Raw genomic sequence first — 16790 nt, 5'->3', positions numbered from 1 at the left:
CGTAAAAACAATAATATAGTGATAAACCAATAATATAATAAAAATAAATGGGATAAATTATTAGAAATAATAGGAGAGGAAAACATGTCGAATGAACTTAATCGCCTTTTGGATCAACTCGGTGGCGAGTTTAGCCATTTAATAGACGGCTTAGGGGGGGTTAGCCATAACCGCTATACCTTAACCGTTGACGGGCTGACCGCACCGATTTCGGTTTTGCATGTTGACGGTGATGAGCAGTTAAATCAACCTTGGCGTTATGTGGTTACCTTTACCAGCCCTGACAAAACCTTATCGCCCGATGCGTTCCTTAACCAAAAATCGACTTTCTTCTTTAATCCTGTTATTAACAAGCCATTAACTTCCGCTATTCGTTCACTAAGTGACTTGCCCGCCGTGACGAATAAACGTACCTTGTATGGGGTCATCACCGAATTTAGCCAGCTATCAGTCAATAAAGATGAAGCTCATTACCAAGTCGTGTTATCTTCGTGCTTAGCACGGCTGTCCGTGGGGAAAAATAGTGCCCTATTTCAAAATCAAAGTGTGGTCAGTGTGGTTGAAGAAGTGCTACGCAGCCACGGCTTTACCGGTATTGATTACCAGTTAGCGCTCAAGGACAGTTATCCTGAACGGGAGTTTATCACCCAGTGGCAAGAAAGCGACCTGGAATTTATTCAACGCTTATTGGCTGATGTCGGTATCTGGTTCCGCTTTGAAACCCATGCCGAACATGATTGTGATGTGATGGTGTTAAGTGATTATGAACAAGGCTATGCGCAAGTGGCCAATATCGACTATAAACTGCCGAGTGGCATGGACGATACGGGTGTGGAAAGTGTTTGGGATATCACCTTACATAGCGAAGTGGTACCGGCCTCAGTGACCGTTCAAGACTATAACTACCGTAATGCCAAAGCCGATTTACTCACTGATATCAACACCCAACCGAAAACCACCACCACGCAAGGCACTGATTACCGTTACGAAGAGCATTATAAAAACGGACAAGGTCAGCAGAGTAAGCCAAATGATAAAGCCGTTAACTCCAACCAACCACAAACCGCTAACCCGTCACCGCAAGATGACGGTATTGAACAAGATAACGCCATTGAAAGCGGTCAATGGTATGCCAAAATCCGCCATGAGCAGGCGATTAGCCAGCAAATAATCCTCACGGGTAAAAGCAACCGCTATCAATTAGCCCCAGGGCAACTTATTAACATCACGGGCAGTCCGTTAAAATCGATTGAAGAAGGGGTGATTATTTTAAGTGTGCAAGGACAAGGTAACCGTACTGATGCCTATGCACTCACCTTTACCGCCATTCCCTATCAAGCCTTAAAACCCTATCGCCCCGCGCCTATACGCTGGCCACAAGTCAGTGGCACCTTACCCGCACGGGTCACTAGCCCTGATAATGACACCTACGGCTATATTGACACTCACGGGCGCTACCGGGTTAAATTCAACTTTGACTTAAAAGAATGGAAAAAGGGCACTGAAAGCTTATGGGTACGCTTAGCCAAACCTTATTCGGGTAACACTTATGGTTTTCACTTTCCGTTAATTGACGGCACGGAAGTGGCGATTGCCTTTATGAATGGCAATCCCGATAGGCCGTATATTGCCCATGCAATGCACGACAGCGCCCACCCTGACCATGTGACTACGGTAAACAAACACCGCAATGTCATTCGTACCCCCGCCAACAACAAACTGCGCATGGATGATAAACGCGGGCAAGAGCATATCAAACTCGCCACCGAATATGGCAAAAGCCAACTTAACCTTGGTCACCTTGTTAACGAAAAAAAAGCACAACGCGGTGAAGGCTTTGAACTGCGCACAGATGAATGGGGGGCGATAAGAGCGGGTAAAGGGCTGTATATAACCAGTGAAGAACAAACACAAGCAAGCCATATACAGCTACAAATGGACAACGCCGTTAAAGAACTAGCGCAAGCTGCTGAAATGGTTAAACGGCTCAATGAACTTGCCGAGGCCGCCAAAGCTGAACTGGCTGATTTACAAACTCAAAAACAGCTATTTGAACAAAGCTTAAAAGAACTAAAACAACCCGGCATACTCACTTACGCACCGGCTGGCATGGCTGATGTCACCCCAAGTTCAATTCAACACACCGCCGGTGAAAACATTATCCAAACAGCACAAAACACCGTTGATATTAGTGCGTTTAAACGCTTTATGGTGACGGCCGGCAACATGATAAGCCTATTTGCCAATAAAATGGGCATAAAGATATTTGCCTCGCAAGGTAATGTCGACATACAAGCTCAAAATGATGAAATGCAATTAAGTTCAAAACAGGATATGAAAATTACCAGTACCGACAGTGAAGTCATTATATCGGCAAATAAAAAACTCACATTAACGTGCGATGGTGCCGCTATTGTGATTGAAAATGGCGGGATAAAAATGCTCGCCCCGGGTGATGTTCAGGTTAAATCGGCGAGCTTTCGTATATTAGGACCTGCAAATTACCAAGCACCAATCCCCAATTTGCCAAAAGGCGATACTTGTTCGGAGTCAGCATAATGGAAAAGCAAATACTCAATCTTTTAGATAATGAAAAAGCACGCAAGCAGTATCGTTATCTACTAATTGATAACTTAGTTTCGCTAAGTTATTTTCATATATTATCGATGGAAAGTTTACAAGAAAATCGAGGGAAAGAAGCTATCCAAATTGTACCAAGGCCAGATTTAATCCACGATCAGCGTCATTGTCCAAAATTAGTTGTGATCGCCAAACCTGATGAACCAATCAATAAAAAATTGGTTCATTTTATCAGTAACCAACTAAAGCAAGAAGGTTCACTGCAAAAACGGTATATCTGTGCCTGCCTAGTCAGTGAAAATCAACCTGATTTATTAAGTCATCAACTAATTAATATCGGTTTAAAGTTAGGTCAACTAATTGGGGTTCGTTTTGTTCCTTTTTATGAGCCGTTTCGCATGTTTTTATTGCAAGAAGGCAATAAAATTTGCCCTGATTGGTTACCTAATTTATTAAACTGCTGTAGCACCTACTGTTTTACCTCATTCAACAATCATTTGCAGATTATTCAATCATTACCTTATACGCCAGAGCCCTTTGATATATTTGTAACAGAAGAAACTAAAAACTTTTTAAAACAATCAGTTAACCTATATCATCTAACAGTGGCTTGGCAAAATATTTGTGAAAATCAAAATAAAAATATGGAAGATGCAGACATATTATTACTCGCTGAATTTTATAACCAAGCGAAACGAGAAGGGTTAGAAGATAGTAACGATCTATTCACTTTCTCATTAGTGCTGATGAGCTATAAAAACCGGTTAGACCCAAAATCGTTAAAAGCCGCGATAGCTAAAGCGATAGATGAACCGGGCACTTTAGCACAACATTTGAGTCAAATAGAACTAAAACAATAATAAAAAAGGAATATATCATGAACAAAATCGACCCTAATATTTTTGAAGAAGCAAAGAATACCTCGGCAATGGCAGATGGTGGATGTGGCACTTGTCAACGAAACGGCATGCCATTTTTTTTAGTTCGCCAATCGGTTATTAATCCGAATGCTTATCACGGTATAGACTGGTCAAAAAACGTACCCAAATTAACCGATAGGCGCCCTAACGTGACATTAACCAAGCATAAATACGCCCTAAGAATGTTACGCAAAGGGTATGTTTATGTACTAATGGAACAAAATGGCAATCGAAAATTATTAGGCTACGAAGTGACCTCGAAAGGAGCATTACGGCATCGATCCATTTACCATATGAAAAAATACGAGATTGAAGATTTAGCTGAAAAATGCACTGAACAGAACCACAATATCCCCGCTATTTTTGCCAATATTGATGTATTAAATGCCACGGTATGGATAGCTTATAGCCGTCGAGCTTGGTCAAAAGATATTGAAGATTATTACCGTTCGCCAGATGCTGATTTAAGACGATTTACCAAAGTAACGATAAACGACAAAACGCGAAACAATCCTACCGATTTAACCGACGGCCGTAGCTTTGCTTTCAACGATTTACTCGACAAGAATAAAGCACCTTATTTACCTGAGTTTTTCTTTGAGAAAAAAGATTTTAATGTGCGTTTTCCAAGCGCACATGAATTTTATGATTATTCAGATAAAGACAATTTAAAAGCAATTGCAGATATAGCCGCAAAATTTGAAAAGCAGTATCAATGTACAATCGGTTGCATTGTATTAGAAGACACCTTCGGCATAGCCGAAGAGCTTAATGCTCAACGATTGCGGAACTTTGACCCGATTAATAATGCCTTTTTAGAGCACGAACGAGCAATAGAAAAAAAATTAACCGATGCCTATAACGAAAAAATAGCAGATTATACGCCATCGGATAACTGGTTAAATGCGTCTGATGAATTACCAGAGCTGTTTCCATATGCGAAAGATTATTTTCAAAGCCTTATAAATCCTAATATTGATGATAATCAAAGTGACACCGCACAATCACAAGCAATAACCATCCCTCTAAAACCCAATACAAATACCCCAAAATATTATCATAAATATTTCACGACTAATCGAGCCTATAAACGTAGGATTGTATCTTGTATTGACGCTTATGAAAAAGGATTAAAGAACTATTTTGCGAATCAAATAGAGCAAGAAAATGAAAAAGACGGTAAATATAATGAAACACAATATGAGGATGTTTATAAACCCGTAACAAATATGAGCAATAATAGCGGTAACGAATTATATGCTTACAGCTTACGGATCCAAAAGTTACAATCAGAAGGTTGGAAAGAAATTACCTTAACGAGCGATGAGAAAACAGCATTATTAAAGAAAAAAAATCAATACTTTAACCATTATTGCGATGTACATCGTTTTTCATTAACGAAAGAAGGTGCCATACAATCTAAATTTGATAAAGAATGGGCAAAACTGTCTGCACGACTAGATATGGGAAAACTAGCTGCATTTCGCCAAGAAGATAAAAAACTATTGGATGAAATTGTAAAAGACATCCACGCAATATCAATCGATTATTTAGTGTATGTTACTTGGCTTTTTGGCTCAAAAGATAAACCGTCTAAATATGCCCCAGCAGGACTGACCGATTATAACCAAATTGAGTTTTGGCGACGCGAACAAGAAAACGACTACTCTAAAGACCACTTAGGCTATTTTGAAGATATTACCGCCATATTACAAGGTAATATACAAATGGCGAAGCTACCTGAACAGTTTGGCTTATGGGACAGCCTATTACAAGACGAAAATTCCATCTATTTTTATCTATTAAAAGGTCAGGACAATAATCTGTATGAAAGGTTACTCAAACAACGGATTGTTGAAATGGAGCAAAATCAAGGTGTAGCAGACCACCAAACAAATGTAACAAATCTCAACGAAATAGTGGACAAAATTAACGCTATTATGGATCTGCCAATTGATGCGAAAAATACAACCTTATTTGTTGATAAAATGGAAGTATTAATGAATTGGATGGCTGCCGGTTTTGCTAATCTACCAAAGAACGCGAAGTTAATTAACGAAGTTTTAATGAAAGACCATAGCATAGAACAGCTTAAAGTTTTTTCGGGCGTTGAGCATAGGCGTATAAGTTTACCGGTCAAAATTAAAAACCTACCCAAATTTTATGAAATTTTGATGGAAAATTCAGATGTATCATCGGTGAGTATTGATAAAAGTTCTAAACTGTATAAGTTATCAAAAGTATCAGATACCGATAAGCGCTGGCAATTTGAAAGCCAACCCACTAAAAGCCAGCTTGAAAAAACGGTTCAAATGGAATTTATGGTGGTAGCTGATGATATAGCCTCAATGGATAGCATGATTAATACCTTAAAAAAAGAGGGGAAATTAAAAGAAACCACTCTTCCCAAAACTAAAAAGATATTAGGTGCTGAAATCAAACACGCCCACCAATTTGATAGCGAGCTAACCCTAGCTGACCTTGAAACAGCAATGGCAAAAGCCAAACAACGAGTCAAGTTAGATTCCACCAAAAGTATTGCGATAAATGGGATAATGATATTTTTGCAAGGGATTTTATACAATCAAAATAGGCAAGTACTCGAAACTCAAGGGCGTGAAATGCGGCAAGAAGTGAAAGAGGAAATCCTTAATGATATGGCTAAGACTTGTGTAATTATGTCGTTAATGTCGGCCGAAGTAATAGCCCACACGATTAAACTAGTTGGTGCATTGCCTAAAATAAATATCTTTACCACTATGATACCAAGTTGTAAGGAGTTTATAAAAGTCACTGGAGCAACGCTAGCGCTTATTACGATATTGGATGGGGTCATGGATATTTATAAAGGGGTTGGTTATGCGAAAAATGGTGATAGTGATGATGCTAAGCTAGTTATTATAGGTGGTATATGTACACTAGTAAGTGGTTCGATTGGTCTTGTTGGAGTAGCTGTTCCTATTATTTTACCATTTGCCTTATTGGCAATAGCATTAGCTGTTATTGGTGCAATTTTAGTGTATATAGGCTCAGAAGCCGATCGTTGGTCGCCCATCGAAGTGTGGTTTAATCGTTGCTATTTTGGTAAACATGAACATCCAGAACAAGGGCAGCCTTACCCACTCACTGCGGTTGGCACCAGTGCCGCGTTAAATGACTATTTTGCCTATCTTTCAGGTATTTATTTAGCTTTAAATTATCAATCTCATGATATGGAGTTCTTTTTGGACGATATTCGTAATGATTCAGATGAAAACGCTGCATTAATTTATGCCGGTGGATTGCATGTGCATATTAAACTGCCCAATTTTGATGCGCAAAGCCGTTATACCTGTATGGTCTATCTAACTGATTCTGAAGAGCAATCGGCTAAGGTTAAAATTGAGCAAGGTACAGATAAACAATATCTGCATGTTACGGTATCACCCAATCAATGTAATCATGACTTAGTACGTTGGGTTGCTTCTAAAGATTATCCTATTGAATCAAATGCAAATGCTACCATGGTGATAGACCAAAAAGTTGCCGAATTAAGGGTAAAAGCGAAAAAAGTGATTGGCATATTACATTACTGGCAAGATAAAAACGCTAAATCGCCACTACGCATTGAACATATTATCAACTAAAAAAGGAGAACGTAATCATGCCATCCAAATATCAACCGCAAGTTTCCGCATGGCGCGAAGATTTGCATAAAGGAATATATACAACACAATTACATTTAAGTAATAATAAAAAACTACGCTATGCTAATGATGATTATTGTGAGTTTTCAAGATCCCCAAACGGAATTGGTATAATTCTCCGTTTCTTTCTAATTTTTATATCGTTCCTTTCGCTACTACTTACAATATTTGGAGTATTTGTAAGTTTTTATGGTATTAATATCATGCAGTTAAGAAAAATAGATATTTTATTTGTTTTTTTGGGGATTCTTTTGATTTTTATTAGCTTTGTTATGCTTCAAATATTCCTAACAATTTTATTCATGCCAGAAGATTGTCCAATACGCTTAAATCGTAGAACAGGGAAAATCTATCTTTATGAGCATTTCATCTTATATCTAGGATCATGGGCTACCTTTACTCGCTCGCCCTTTAGAGCTAAAGAGATAACCGTTAAAGAGTTTAATTGGGCAGATGTTCAAGGGTGTATGACATCGGTATCAGTTCCTCTTGCGAGTGGCGGAATGGTTAGAAGTTATCGCCTAGAGTGTGTGGTATGTGAGCCTAATACCACTAAAGTGATTGACCACTTTCTGTTGGCGGCCGATAACAGTTTAGGTTATGATGAATGGATGTGGATAAATAGCTATATGGCGTTTTCTGATAAAAATTTGGATGCCGAATTTATGCCAGAAGAAGACTTTACTTGGCCAATCAAAGTCAACTGGCCAGAAGAAATCGACAAAAAATCCAAAGCTAGCTCGCTTGAAGAATATCAACAAATAGATGCCGAGTATAAAAAGTTAGGAAATAAATAATGCCATCAAAGTACCAACCGCAAGTGTCATGCTGGCGCGAAGATTTGCATAAAGGAATATATACAACACAATTACATTTAAGTAATAATAAAAAATTACGTTATGCTAATGATGATTATTGTGAATTTTCACGGCGGTTCACAGGGATGAATCCGTTTCTTCGTATGTTAATGATAATTATTGCTTTCCTAATAATTTTATTATCAATTTTGGGGTTTTATATGGTAATACGTGATATTGTTGTTGGCGAAGAAGATAGTCTCATGTTTTTACCTTTTAATTTTGTTGTAATATTGATAATTCAGCTCTTTCTTCAGATGTTTTTGAATATTTGTTTTGCTCCTGAAGATTGCCCAATCCGTTTTAATCGTAAAACAGGTAAGGTTTATATTTATGACCATTTTTTATTGTATTTTGGAGCATGGTCTACCTTTACTCGTTCTCCCTTTAGAGCCAAAGAGATAACCGTTAAATAATTTGATTGGGCAGATATTCAAGGGGTAATGAGTTCAGTTTCGGCACCGACGGGCAGTGGCGGAATGGTTAGAAGCTATCGTCTAGAATGTGTGGTATGTGAGCCTAATACTACTAAAGTGATTGACCATTTTCTGTTGGCGACCGGTAGCAGTTTAGGTTATGAATGGATGTGGATAAATAGCTACATGGCTTTTTCTGATAAAAATTTGGATGCCGAATTTATGCCAGAAGAAGACTTTACTTGGCCAATTAAAGTCAACTGGCCAGAAGAAATCGACAAAAAATCCAAAGCCAGCTCGCTTGAAGAATATCAACAAATAGATGCCGAATATAAAAAGTTAGGGAATAAATAATGCCATCAAAATACCAACCGCAACTCTCATGCTGGCGCGAAGATTTGTATAAAGGAATATATACAACACAATTACATTTAAGTAATAATAAAAAATTACGTTATGCTAATGATGATTATTGTGAATTTTCAAGGAGTTTAAGTGGGATGAATCCATTGCTTCGTATATTTATGATAACAATTATTTCTGCAACTGTCTTATTAGCATCAATAGTCTTATACTTTGTTATACCAATTATTTTTTTTGAAAAAAGCGAAACTAGATTTATATTTATACCATGTTGTTTATTAGTGTTTTTTTGTATGTATCTCTTCTTTCTAATGGCTTTGAATATTTTTTTTGCTCCTGAAGATTTCCCTATTCGTTTCAATCGTAAAACAGGTAAGGTTTATATTTATGACCATTTTTTATTGTATTTTGGAGCATGGTCTACCTTTACTCGTTCACCCTTTAGAGCCAAAGAGATAACCGTTAAAGAATTTGATTGGGCAGATATTCAAGGAGTAATGAGTTCAGTTTCGGCACCTACGGGCAGTGGCGGTATAGTCAGAACTTACCGTATTGAATGTGTGATATGCAAACCTAATACCACTAAAGTAACCGATCATTTTATTCTGTCTACTCATAATTGCCTAACCTATGACGAATGGATGTGGATAAATAGCTATATGGCTTTTTCTGATAATAATTTGGATGCCGAATTTATGCCAGAAGAAGACTTTACTTGGCCAATCAAAGTCAATTGGCCAGAAGAAATCGACAAAAAATCCAAAGCCAGCTCGCTTGAAGAATATCAACAAATAGATGCCGAATATAAAAAGCTAGGAAATAAATAATGCCATCCAAATACCAACCGCAAGTTTCCGCATGGCGCGAAGATTTATACAAAGGGGTTTATACAACGCAATTGTCTTTAACTAATAATAAAAAATTGCGTTATGCTAATGATGATTATTGTGAATTTTCACGACGTTTAGGAGGGGGGTATTTTGCTCGTGGGATTACAGCATTTATTTCCTCAATTCTTGTTTTATTATCATTATGGATTTTATATATGGGAGTTTTCGTTATTATTACAGTAAGTGATGATAGAATAATAACAATATCAGCTAGTTTATTGGTATTATTTATTGCTTATTTTCTTTTTCAATTCTTGCTAAATATACTGTTTGCCCCCGAGGATTGCCCCATACGTTTAAACCGTAAAACAGGTAAAGTTTATATTTATGATCATTCTCTTTTATATTTTGGAACATGGGCTACCTTTACTCGCTCGCCCTTTAGAGCCAAAGAGATAACCGTTAAAGAGTTTAATTGGGCAGATATTCAAGGGTGTATGACCTCAGTATCAGTTCCTCTTTCTAGTGGCGGAACGGTTAGAAGTTATCGTCTAGAGTGTGTGGTATGTGAGCCTAATACCACCAATGTAATTGACCACTTTCTGTTGGCGACCGGTAGTAGTTTAGGTTATGAATGGATGTGGATAAATAGCTATATGGCTTTTTCTGATAAAAATTTGGATGCCAAATTTATGCCAGAAGAAGACTTTACTTGGCCAATCAAAGTCAATTGGCCAGAAGAAATCGACAAAAAATCCAAAGCCAGCTCGCTTGAAGAATATCAACAAATAGATGCCGAGTATAAAAAGTTAGGAAATAAATAATGCCATCAAAGTACCAACCGCAAGTTTCCGCATGGCGCGAAGATTTATACAAAGGGGTTTATACAACGCAATTGCCTTTAACTAATAATAAAAAATTACGTTATGCTAATGATGATTATTGTGAGCTTTCTCGGCGGTTCACGGGGATGGGAAGCTTATTAATTAGATTGATTGTTATTATTCTTTTCTTTATATGTGTATTGATGATAATTTCTGGATTAGTTGCTGTACTTTTTGCTATATTTTATCTTGATACCCATAAAGCACTATTTATTCTTTCATTTTTTTTATTTTTAATATCCAGTCCAATATTTATTCAATTTTTTCTTACTTTTTTATTCTGTCCTGAAGATTGTCCTGTTCGCTTTAACCGTAAAACAGGTAAGGTTTATGTTTATGACCATTTTCTGTTATATTGTGGTTCATGGGCTACCTTTACTCGTTCCCCCTTTAGAGCTAAAGAGATAACCGTTAAAGAGTTTAATTGGGCAGATATTCAGGGGTGTATGACCTCAGTATCAGTTCCTCTTGCGAGTGGCGGAATGATTAGGAACTATCGTCTAGAGTGTGTGGTATGTGAGCCTAATACCACTAAAGTGATTGACCATTTTCTGTTGGCGACCGGTAGCAGTTTAGGTTATGAATGGATGTGGATAAATAGCTATATGGCTTTTTCTGATAATAATTTGGATGCCGAATTTATGCCAGAAGAAGACTTTACTTGGCCAATCAAAGTCAACTGGCCAGAAGAAATCGACAAAAAATCCAAAGCCAGCTCGCTTGAAGAATATCAACAAATAGATGCCGAGTATAAAAAGTTAGGGAATAAATAATGCCATCAAAGTACCAACCGCAAGTGTCATGCTGGCGCGAAGATTTGCATAAAGGAATATATACAACACAATTACATTTAAGTAATAATAAAAAATTACGTTATGCTAATGATGATTACTGTGAATTTTCAAGAAGATTCACAGGGATGAGATTTTTTTTTCGGTTGGCGACTATTTTTTTTCATCAATAGTTATTTTATTTTTAATATTTGCGCTCTATTTTACTTTGCCAAGTGTTTGGATGGGAACTAAACATAGAGCACTATTATTAATATGTTGTTTTATAGGTGTTTTTTTGGTTTATTTTTTCTTTCATATGTTTTTGAGTGTTATTTTTTCTCCTGAAGATTGCCCAATACGATTAAATCGTAAAACAGGTAAAGTTTATATTTATGATCATTGCCTTTTATATTTTGGCTCATTAAGAACGTTTACTTGCTCACCTTTAAAAGCAAAAGAAATTACAGTTAAAGAGTTTAATTGGGCAGATATTCAAGGGTGTATGACATCGGTATCAGTTCCTCTTGGGAGTGGCGGAATGGTTAGAAGTTATCGCCTAGAGTGTGTGGTATGTGAGCCTAATACCACTAAAGTGATTGACCACTTTTTGTTGGCTGCTGATACCAGTCTAAGTTATGACGAATGGATGTGGATAAATAGCTATATGGCGTTTTCTGATAAAAATTTGGATGCCGAATTTATGCCAGAAGAAGACTTTACTTGGCCAATCAAAGTCAATTGGCCAGAAGAAATCGACAAAAAATCCAAAGCCAGCTCGCTTGAAGAATATCAACAAATAGATGCACAATATCAACAAATGAAAACCTATAATATAAAAACAAAGGAAATAAAAAAATGAGTAAATCACGCGGAGTTATTCGGTTAGGGGATTTGACAGATCATGGCGGAAAAGTCATTACTGCTTCATCGACAATGACAATTTTAGGCAAACCCGTTGCTCGAGTGGGGGATTTAGTCAGTTGTCCAATAAAAGGGCATGGAATTAATCCTATTATTGAGGGCGAATCAACTTTTTCCGATCAAGGTAAGCTAGTCGCTTTAGATGGTCATAAAAGCAGTTGTGGTTGTTCTTTAATCTCATCAATATCCGAGGTAGGAAAAAGCTAATGTCTGTCGATTTAACCTCACTGCCAGCCCCGTTACCTGATGCTAAAAAAATGAATTTTTGGTTCTGGGGTGCTTTGCTTATTGTGTTCATTTTGCTTGGTTGTATTATTACTATTACACTCAGCTTTTTTTATGACATATCAGATATCCTTTTTATTTCAGGCCTATTTGTTTTCCCTTTTGTTTCTTGGCTGCTTATATTTTTATATGGTGTCTTTCTATATGGTAACCATCTAATTTATATTGAACAGTGGAATTTATGTATAGAAGAGCGTAAACAAGAACTGATTAATTATGGGCAAAGAGGATTATATGTTTTAGGCTTTTCACTTATTACAGAGCAGGGCGAAACAAGGAATGCCGCGACTATTGCTAATAATGATTTTCTTATTACAAGTAAATTACACCGCAATAGTGGCATTGTTATTCCTCATACCACTTTATCTGGGATTAAGGGGATGACATCAGAAAGCTTTGATGAGCGTTTAAAATTTATTTTTACCCGTTTTGAAAAAGAATACAAAGCAAAATTTGCAACGGTGTTAACTCAAGCAAATTTGCATGTTAGATTATTTATTGATGCTCAAATTTCAAACGATAAAATAAAGGCATTATGGATGGAAACATGGGGAAAAAGAATCTATCATCCTGCTAGCTTTGAAATTGAAGATCCCAGCCATTCATCCACATTTATAGAAACATGGTTAGACAATAACGATCATGATGATGAGTTGCTTTTGCTGATTAATACACATCTGTTTTCTGCCCCAATTAACAATGAAGGTGAGTTTGCGTCAATGCTAATTCTAGCTGGGGAAAACGTAGATAGCGCGTCATTTTTTCCTACTGCTAATTCACCATTAATAAAAGTTCATCGTAGTGAACAAAAAGCGGAATTCACGCAAACGATTGAGCATGCTTTATTGTGGGGTAGTGCAGATGATAATCAGTATGATGGGGTTTGGTATAGCGGTATTTTACCCGATTTAAAAAATGAAATTATGCACCACTTTAATCAAATTCAGTTTGAAGCAAAAAATCATTTTAATATCGATACTTCAATTGGTTATGCTGGCTATTGTTCATATTGGTTGGCATTACTATTAGCCATTGAAAATGCATCTATAAAAAAAGATAAGCAATTGATTATGATAGGTGAAACACAGCTTGCCGCTTCGGTTGTATCATGTTTGCAAGACAATACCGCTTGTTAAGCGTTTAAGGTAATACATATCACTATGTAAAATTACTGATTTTTTATTGATATTTTTACTATGATAACGTTAAGGCATTTTATGGAATATAAGATCCCTTAACACCCCAACTGAATTGGCTAGACTAAACCATACAACTTTTTTAAGGGATAAACTTATCACAACGAAAAAAGATCTAATATGAATAAGATTAAATGAAAAGGCGAACATTCAAAGATGATTTTAAACACCAAATAGTCAGTCTTTATCAACACGGTAAATCACATACTGAAATCGTCGCACAATATGATTTGACACTATCAGCATTGAATTATTGGATAACATAAGTCAGCTAAAGTGGCTCATTTAAAACAATTAAAACGGAGTTTGTAAAGAACCAACGTTGTAACTCAATAACTGAGTTACAACGCGCTTTTTTACGGATAATACCTCACGCTTAAAGGATATATTACACTTTCTATTTTCTCTTGGCTGTTTGAATGGGTTTGCTGATTTTATATAAGCATTATCCCTCCTATTTTATTGGTCAAAAATACAATCATTTTTGTAAAAAATATTCAGGAATCTATACCGTTTCAACGTAAAATCATTTTAAATTTAATGAGTTAATAAATCTAATTGATAAAGTTGCAAAACGTTTAAATAAAAAGTTTAAATTGTATATTCAATGAAGATTTTAAATAACGCCAACATACTAGTTTAACTAATTGAAATTATTAATATTAAACAAAGATATTCATTAAAAAAGTTAAATTTTCCGTTAAAATAGTTTATACTCTGTTTGCATTATCGCTTATGCTAAAAATAACCAGCGTAAAAACAATAATATAGTGATAAACCAATAATATAATAAAAATAAATGGGATAAATTATTAGAAATAATAGGAGAGGAAAACATGTCGAATGAACTTAATCGCCTTATGGGTCAACTCGGTGGCGAGTTTAGCCATTTAATGGCCGGTTTAGGGGGTGTTAGTCACAACCGCTATACCTTAACCGTTGACGAGCTGACCGCACCAATTTCAGTTTTGCATGTTGACGGTGATGAGCAGTTAAATCAACCTTGGCATTATGTGGTTACCTTTACCAGCCCTGACAAAACCTTATCGCCCGATGCGTTCCTTAATCAAAAATCGACTTTCTTCTTTAATCCTGTTATTAACAAGCCATTAACTTCCGCTATTCGTTCATTAAGTGACTTGCCCGCCGTCACCAATAAACGCACCTTGCATGGGGTCATCACTGAATTTAGCCAGCTATCAGTCAATAAAGATGAAGCCCATTACCAAGTCGTGTTATCTTCCCGATTAGCTCGCTTAGCGATAGGGAAAAGTAGTGCCCTATTTCAAAATCAAAGCGTGGTCAGTGTGGTTGAAGAAGTGCTACGCAGCCACGGCTTTACCGGCATTGATTACCGGTTAGCGCTCAAAGACAGTTATCCTGAACGGGAGTTTATCACCCAGTGGCAAGAAAGTGACCTAGAATTTATTCAACGCTTATTGGCCGATGTCGGTATCTGGTTTCGCTTTGAAACCCATGCCGAACATGATTGTGATGTGATGGTGTTAAGTGATTATGAACAAGGCTATGCGCAAGTGGCCAATATCGACTATAAACCGCCGAGTGGTATGGCCGATACGGGTGTGGAAAGTGTTTGGGATATCACCTTACATAGCGAAATGGTACCGGCCTCAGTGACCGTTCAAGACTATAACTACCGTGATGCCCTAGCCGACTTACAGAGCGAAATAAATACCCAACCCAAAGTCCTCACCACCTATGGCAAGGATTACCGTTATGCCGAGCATTATAAAGGCTTAAATAGCAACGGACAAGATAACTCGCAAACGAGTAACACAAATAACAATGGCGTTGGTAACCATGGTAATCCTAATGGTAGTAACCAGTATAACGATAATCAAAACGATAATCAGATTGAAAGTGGTCAGTGGTATGCACGTATTCGCCATGAGCAGGCGATTAGCCAGCAAATTATCATTAAAGGTAAGAGTAATCACTATAACCTTGCCCCCGGTCAATGGATTAATATCAACGGCAGTCCGCTGACGAATATTAATGACGGTATCCTTATTTTAAGTGTGCAAGGACAAGGTAACCGTACCGATGCCTATGCACTCACCTTTACCGCCATTCCCTATCAAGCCTTAAAACCTTATCGCCCCGCGCCCATACGCTGGCCACAAGTCAGTGGCACCTTACCCGCACGGGTCACTAGCCCTGATAATGACACCTATGGCTATATTGACACTCACGGGCGCTACCGAGTTAAATTCAACTTTGACTTAAAAGCGTGGAAAAAGGGTACTGAAAGCTTATGGGTACGCTTAGCAAAACCTTATTCGGGTAACACCTATGGTTTTCACTTCCCATTAATTGATGGCACGGAAGTGGCGATTGCCTTTATGAATGGTAATCCAGATAGGCCGTATATCGCCCATGCCATGCACGACAGCGCCCACCCAGACCATGTGACTACGGTAAACAAACACCGCAATGTCATTCGCACCCCCGCCAACAATAAATTACGCATGGATGATAAACGCGGGCAAGAGCATATCAAACTCGCCACCGAATACGGCAAAAGCCAACTTAACTTAGGTCACCTTGTTAACGAAAAAAAAGCACAACGTGGTGAAGGCTTTGAACTGAGGACGGATGAACGGGGCGCGATTGCTGCCAACAAAGGCTTATACTTAACCACGCAAACCGAGCCGAAAGCGCAAGGCAAACAACTGGATATGCAAACGGCAATAAACCAACTGGAAAATGCCTTATCGATTGCCAAAGCCCTACAAAATGCCGCTACCCAGTCCGACGCACACAGCGCGGATACCGACAGTCAAGACCAGCTTAAAGCCAACTTAACTCAGCTAACTCAAAGTGGCCTACTGGCCTATGCGCAAGAAGGCATTGCCTTAACCAGCCCAGAAAACATCCAACTGACAACAGGCAATAGCTTAACCCTAACCAGCGAAAACCAAACCGATATCAACGCATTAAAAAACATCACCGTATCATCTGGCGACGCAATAGGACTATTTGCTCATAAATCAGGCATGAAACTGTTTGCCAACCAAGGCGATATTGCAGTGCAAGCCCAAAATGCCAACCTCAATAT

The 16790-nt window shown here is 37.7% G+C and carries 12 protein-coding genes and 1 pseudogene; all 13 read left to right on the top strand.

The window, feature by feature from the left end:
* Positions 1-84 precede the first annotated feature (84 nt).
* On the top strand, positions 85-2559 hold the full coding sequence (locus A9G28_RS09270) for a type VI secretion system Vgr family protein (protein ID WP_081301558.1): 2475 nt from the start codon (positions 85-87) through the stop codon (positions 2557-2559).
* The gene (locus tag A9G28_RS09265; RefSeq protein WP_065566609.1) at positions 2559-3440 is read left to right on the top strand and encodes a hypothetical protein; all 882 of its coding nucleotides are present in this window, start codon (positions 2559-2561) and stop codon (positions 3438-3440) included. The genes A9G28_RS09270 and A9G28_RS09265 overlap by 1 nt, the downstream gene beginning before the upstream one ends.
* 17 nt (positions 3441-3457) lie before the next feature.
* A complete protein-coding gene (locus A9G28_RS09260; RefSeq protein WP_065580482.1) occupies positions 3458-7126 on the top strand; it encodes a toxin VasX in 3669 nt (1222 codons plus the stop codon).
* Positions 7127-7143: 17 nt separating this feature from the next.
* Entirely contained in the window at positions 7144-7983 is an 840-nt protein-coding gene (locus A9G28_RS09255) for a DUF6708 domain-containing protein (RefSeq protein WP_065580481.1), read from the top strand.
* Positions 7983-8813: pseudogene (locus tag A9G28_RS13970) on the top strand (DUF6708 domain-containing protein). The gene A9G28_RS09255 and the pseudogene A9G28_RS13970 overlap by 1 nt, the downstream one beginning before the upstream one ends.
* Positions 8813-9649, top strand: a complete 837-nt coding sequence (locus A9G28_RS09240) for a DUF6708 domain-containing protein (RefSeq protein WP_065580478.1) — start codon at positions 8813-8815, stop codon at positions 9647-9649. The pseudogene A9G28_RS13970 and the gene A9G28_RS09240 overlap by 1 nt, the downstream one beginning before the upstream one ends.
* The gene (locus tag A9G28_RS09235; RefSeq protein ID WP_065580477.1) at positions 9649-10476 is read left to right on the top strand and encodes a DUF6708 domain-containing protein; all 828 of its coding nucleotides are present in this window, start codon (positions 9649-9651) and stop codon (positions 10474-10476) included. The genes A9G28_RS09240 and A9G28_RS09235 overlap by 1 nt, the downstream gene beginning before the upstream one ends.
* Complete coding sequence (locus A9G28_RS09230; protein ID WP_065580476.1) at positions 10476-11309, top strand: DUF6708 domain-containing protein; 834 nt, start codon at positions 10476-10478, stop codon at positions 11307-11309. The genes A9G28_RS09235 and A9G28_RS09230 overlap by 1 nt, the downstream gene beginning before the upstream one ends.
* A complete protein-coding gene (locus A9G28_RS09225; RefSeq protein ID WP_065580475.1) occupies positions 11309-11500 on the top strand; it encodes a hypothetical protein in 192 nt (63 codons plus the stop codon). Before A9G28_RS09230 ends, A9G28_RS09225 begins: the two co-directional genes overlap by 1 nt.
* 50 nt (positions 11501-11550) lie before the next feature.
* Positions 11551-12168: a DUF6708 domain-containing protein gene (locus A9G28_RS09220; protein WP_141674728.1), complete on the top strand. Its 618-nt coding sequence runs from the start codon at positions 11551-11553 to the stop codon at positions 12166-12168.
* Complete coding sequence (locus tag A9G28_RS09215; protein ID WP_065567504.1) at positions 12165-12437, top strand: PAAR domain-containing protein; 273 nt, start codon at positions 12165-12167, stop codon at positions 12435-12437. The genes A9G28_RS09220 and A9G28_RS09215 overlap by 4 nt, the downstream gene beginning before the upstream one ends.
* Positions 12437-13651 carry a hypothetical protein gene (locus A9G28_RS09210; protein WP_065580473.1) on the top strand — a complete coding sequence of 405 codons (1215 nt, stop codon included), beginning with the start codon at positions 12437-12439 and terminating at the stop codon, positions 13649-13651. Before A9G28_RS09215 ends, A9G28_RS09210 begins: the two co-directional genes overlap by 1 nt.
* Before the next feature lie 896 nt (positions 13652-14547).
* On the top strand, positions 14548-16790 hold a 2243-nt coding region (locus tag A9G28_RS09205; protein WP_065580472.1), incomplete at its 3' end, for a type VI secretion system Vgr family protein.

Origin of the sequence: Gilliamella sp. Fer1-1 (genome assembly GCF_001690825.1) — a bacterium.
Lineage (GTDB): Bacteria > Pseudomonadota > Gammaproteobacteria > Enterobacterales > Orbaceae > Gilliamella > Gilliamella apicola_C.
This window is presented reverse-complemented; position numbering and strand designations above follow the sequence as displayed.

What these genes read in the sequence shown, in the direction of transcription:
- A9G28_RS09215 (WP_065567504.1), top strand. Translation starts at nt 12,165, where the DNA reads ATGAGTAAATCACGCGGAGTTATTCGGTTAGGGGATTTGACAGATCAT.
- A9G28_RS09235 (WP_065580477.1), top strand. Translation starts at nt 9,649, where the DNA reads ATGCCATCCAAATACCAACCGCAAGTTTCCGCATGGCGCGAAGATTTA.
- A9G28_RS09225 (WP_065580475.1), top strand. Translation starts at nt 11,309, where the DNA reads ATGCCATCAAAGTACCAACCGCAAGTGTCATGCTGGCGCGAAGATTTG.
- A9G28_RS09255 (WP_065580481.1), top strand. Translation starts at nt 7,144, where the DNA reads ATGCCATCCAAATATCAACCGCAAGTTTCCGCATGGCGCGAAGATTTG.
- A9G28_RS09270 (WP_081301558.1), top strand. Translation starts at nt 85, where the DNA reads ATGTCGAATGAACTTAATCGCCTTTTGGATCAACTCGGTGGCGAGTTT.
- A9G28_RS09260 (WP_065580482.1), top strand. Translation starts at nt 3,458, where the DNA reads ATGAACAAAATCGACCCTAATATTTTTGAAGAAGCAAAGAATACCTCG.
- A9G28_RS09220 (WP_141674728.1), top strand. Translation starts at nt 11,551, where the DNA reads ATGGGAACTAAACATAGAGCACTATTATTAATATGTTGTTTTATAGGT.
- A9G28_RS09240 (WP_065580478.1), top strand. Translation starts at nt 8,813, where the DNA reads ATGCCATCAAAATACCAACCGCAACTCTCATGCTGGCGCGAAGATTTG.
- A9G28_RS09210 (WP_065580473.1), top strand. Translation starts at nt 12,437, where the DNA reads ATGTCTGTCGATTTAACCTCACTGCCAGCCCCGTTACCTGATGCTAAA.
- A9G28_RS09230 (WP_065580476.1), top strand. Translation starts at nt 10,476, where the DNA reads ATGCCATCAAAGTACCAACCGCAAGTTTCCGCATGGCGCGAAGATTTA.
- A9G28_RS09265 (WP_065566609.1), top strand. Translation starts at nt 2,559, where the DNA reads ATGGAAAAGCAAATACTCAATCTTTTAGATAATGAAAAAGCACGCAAG.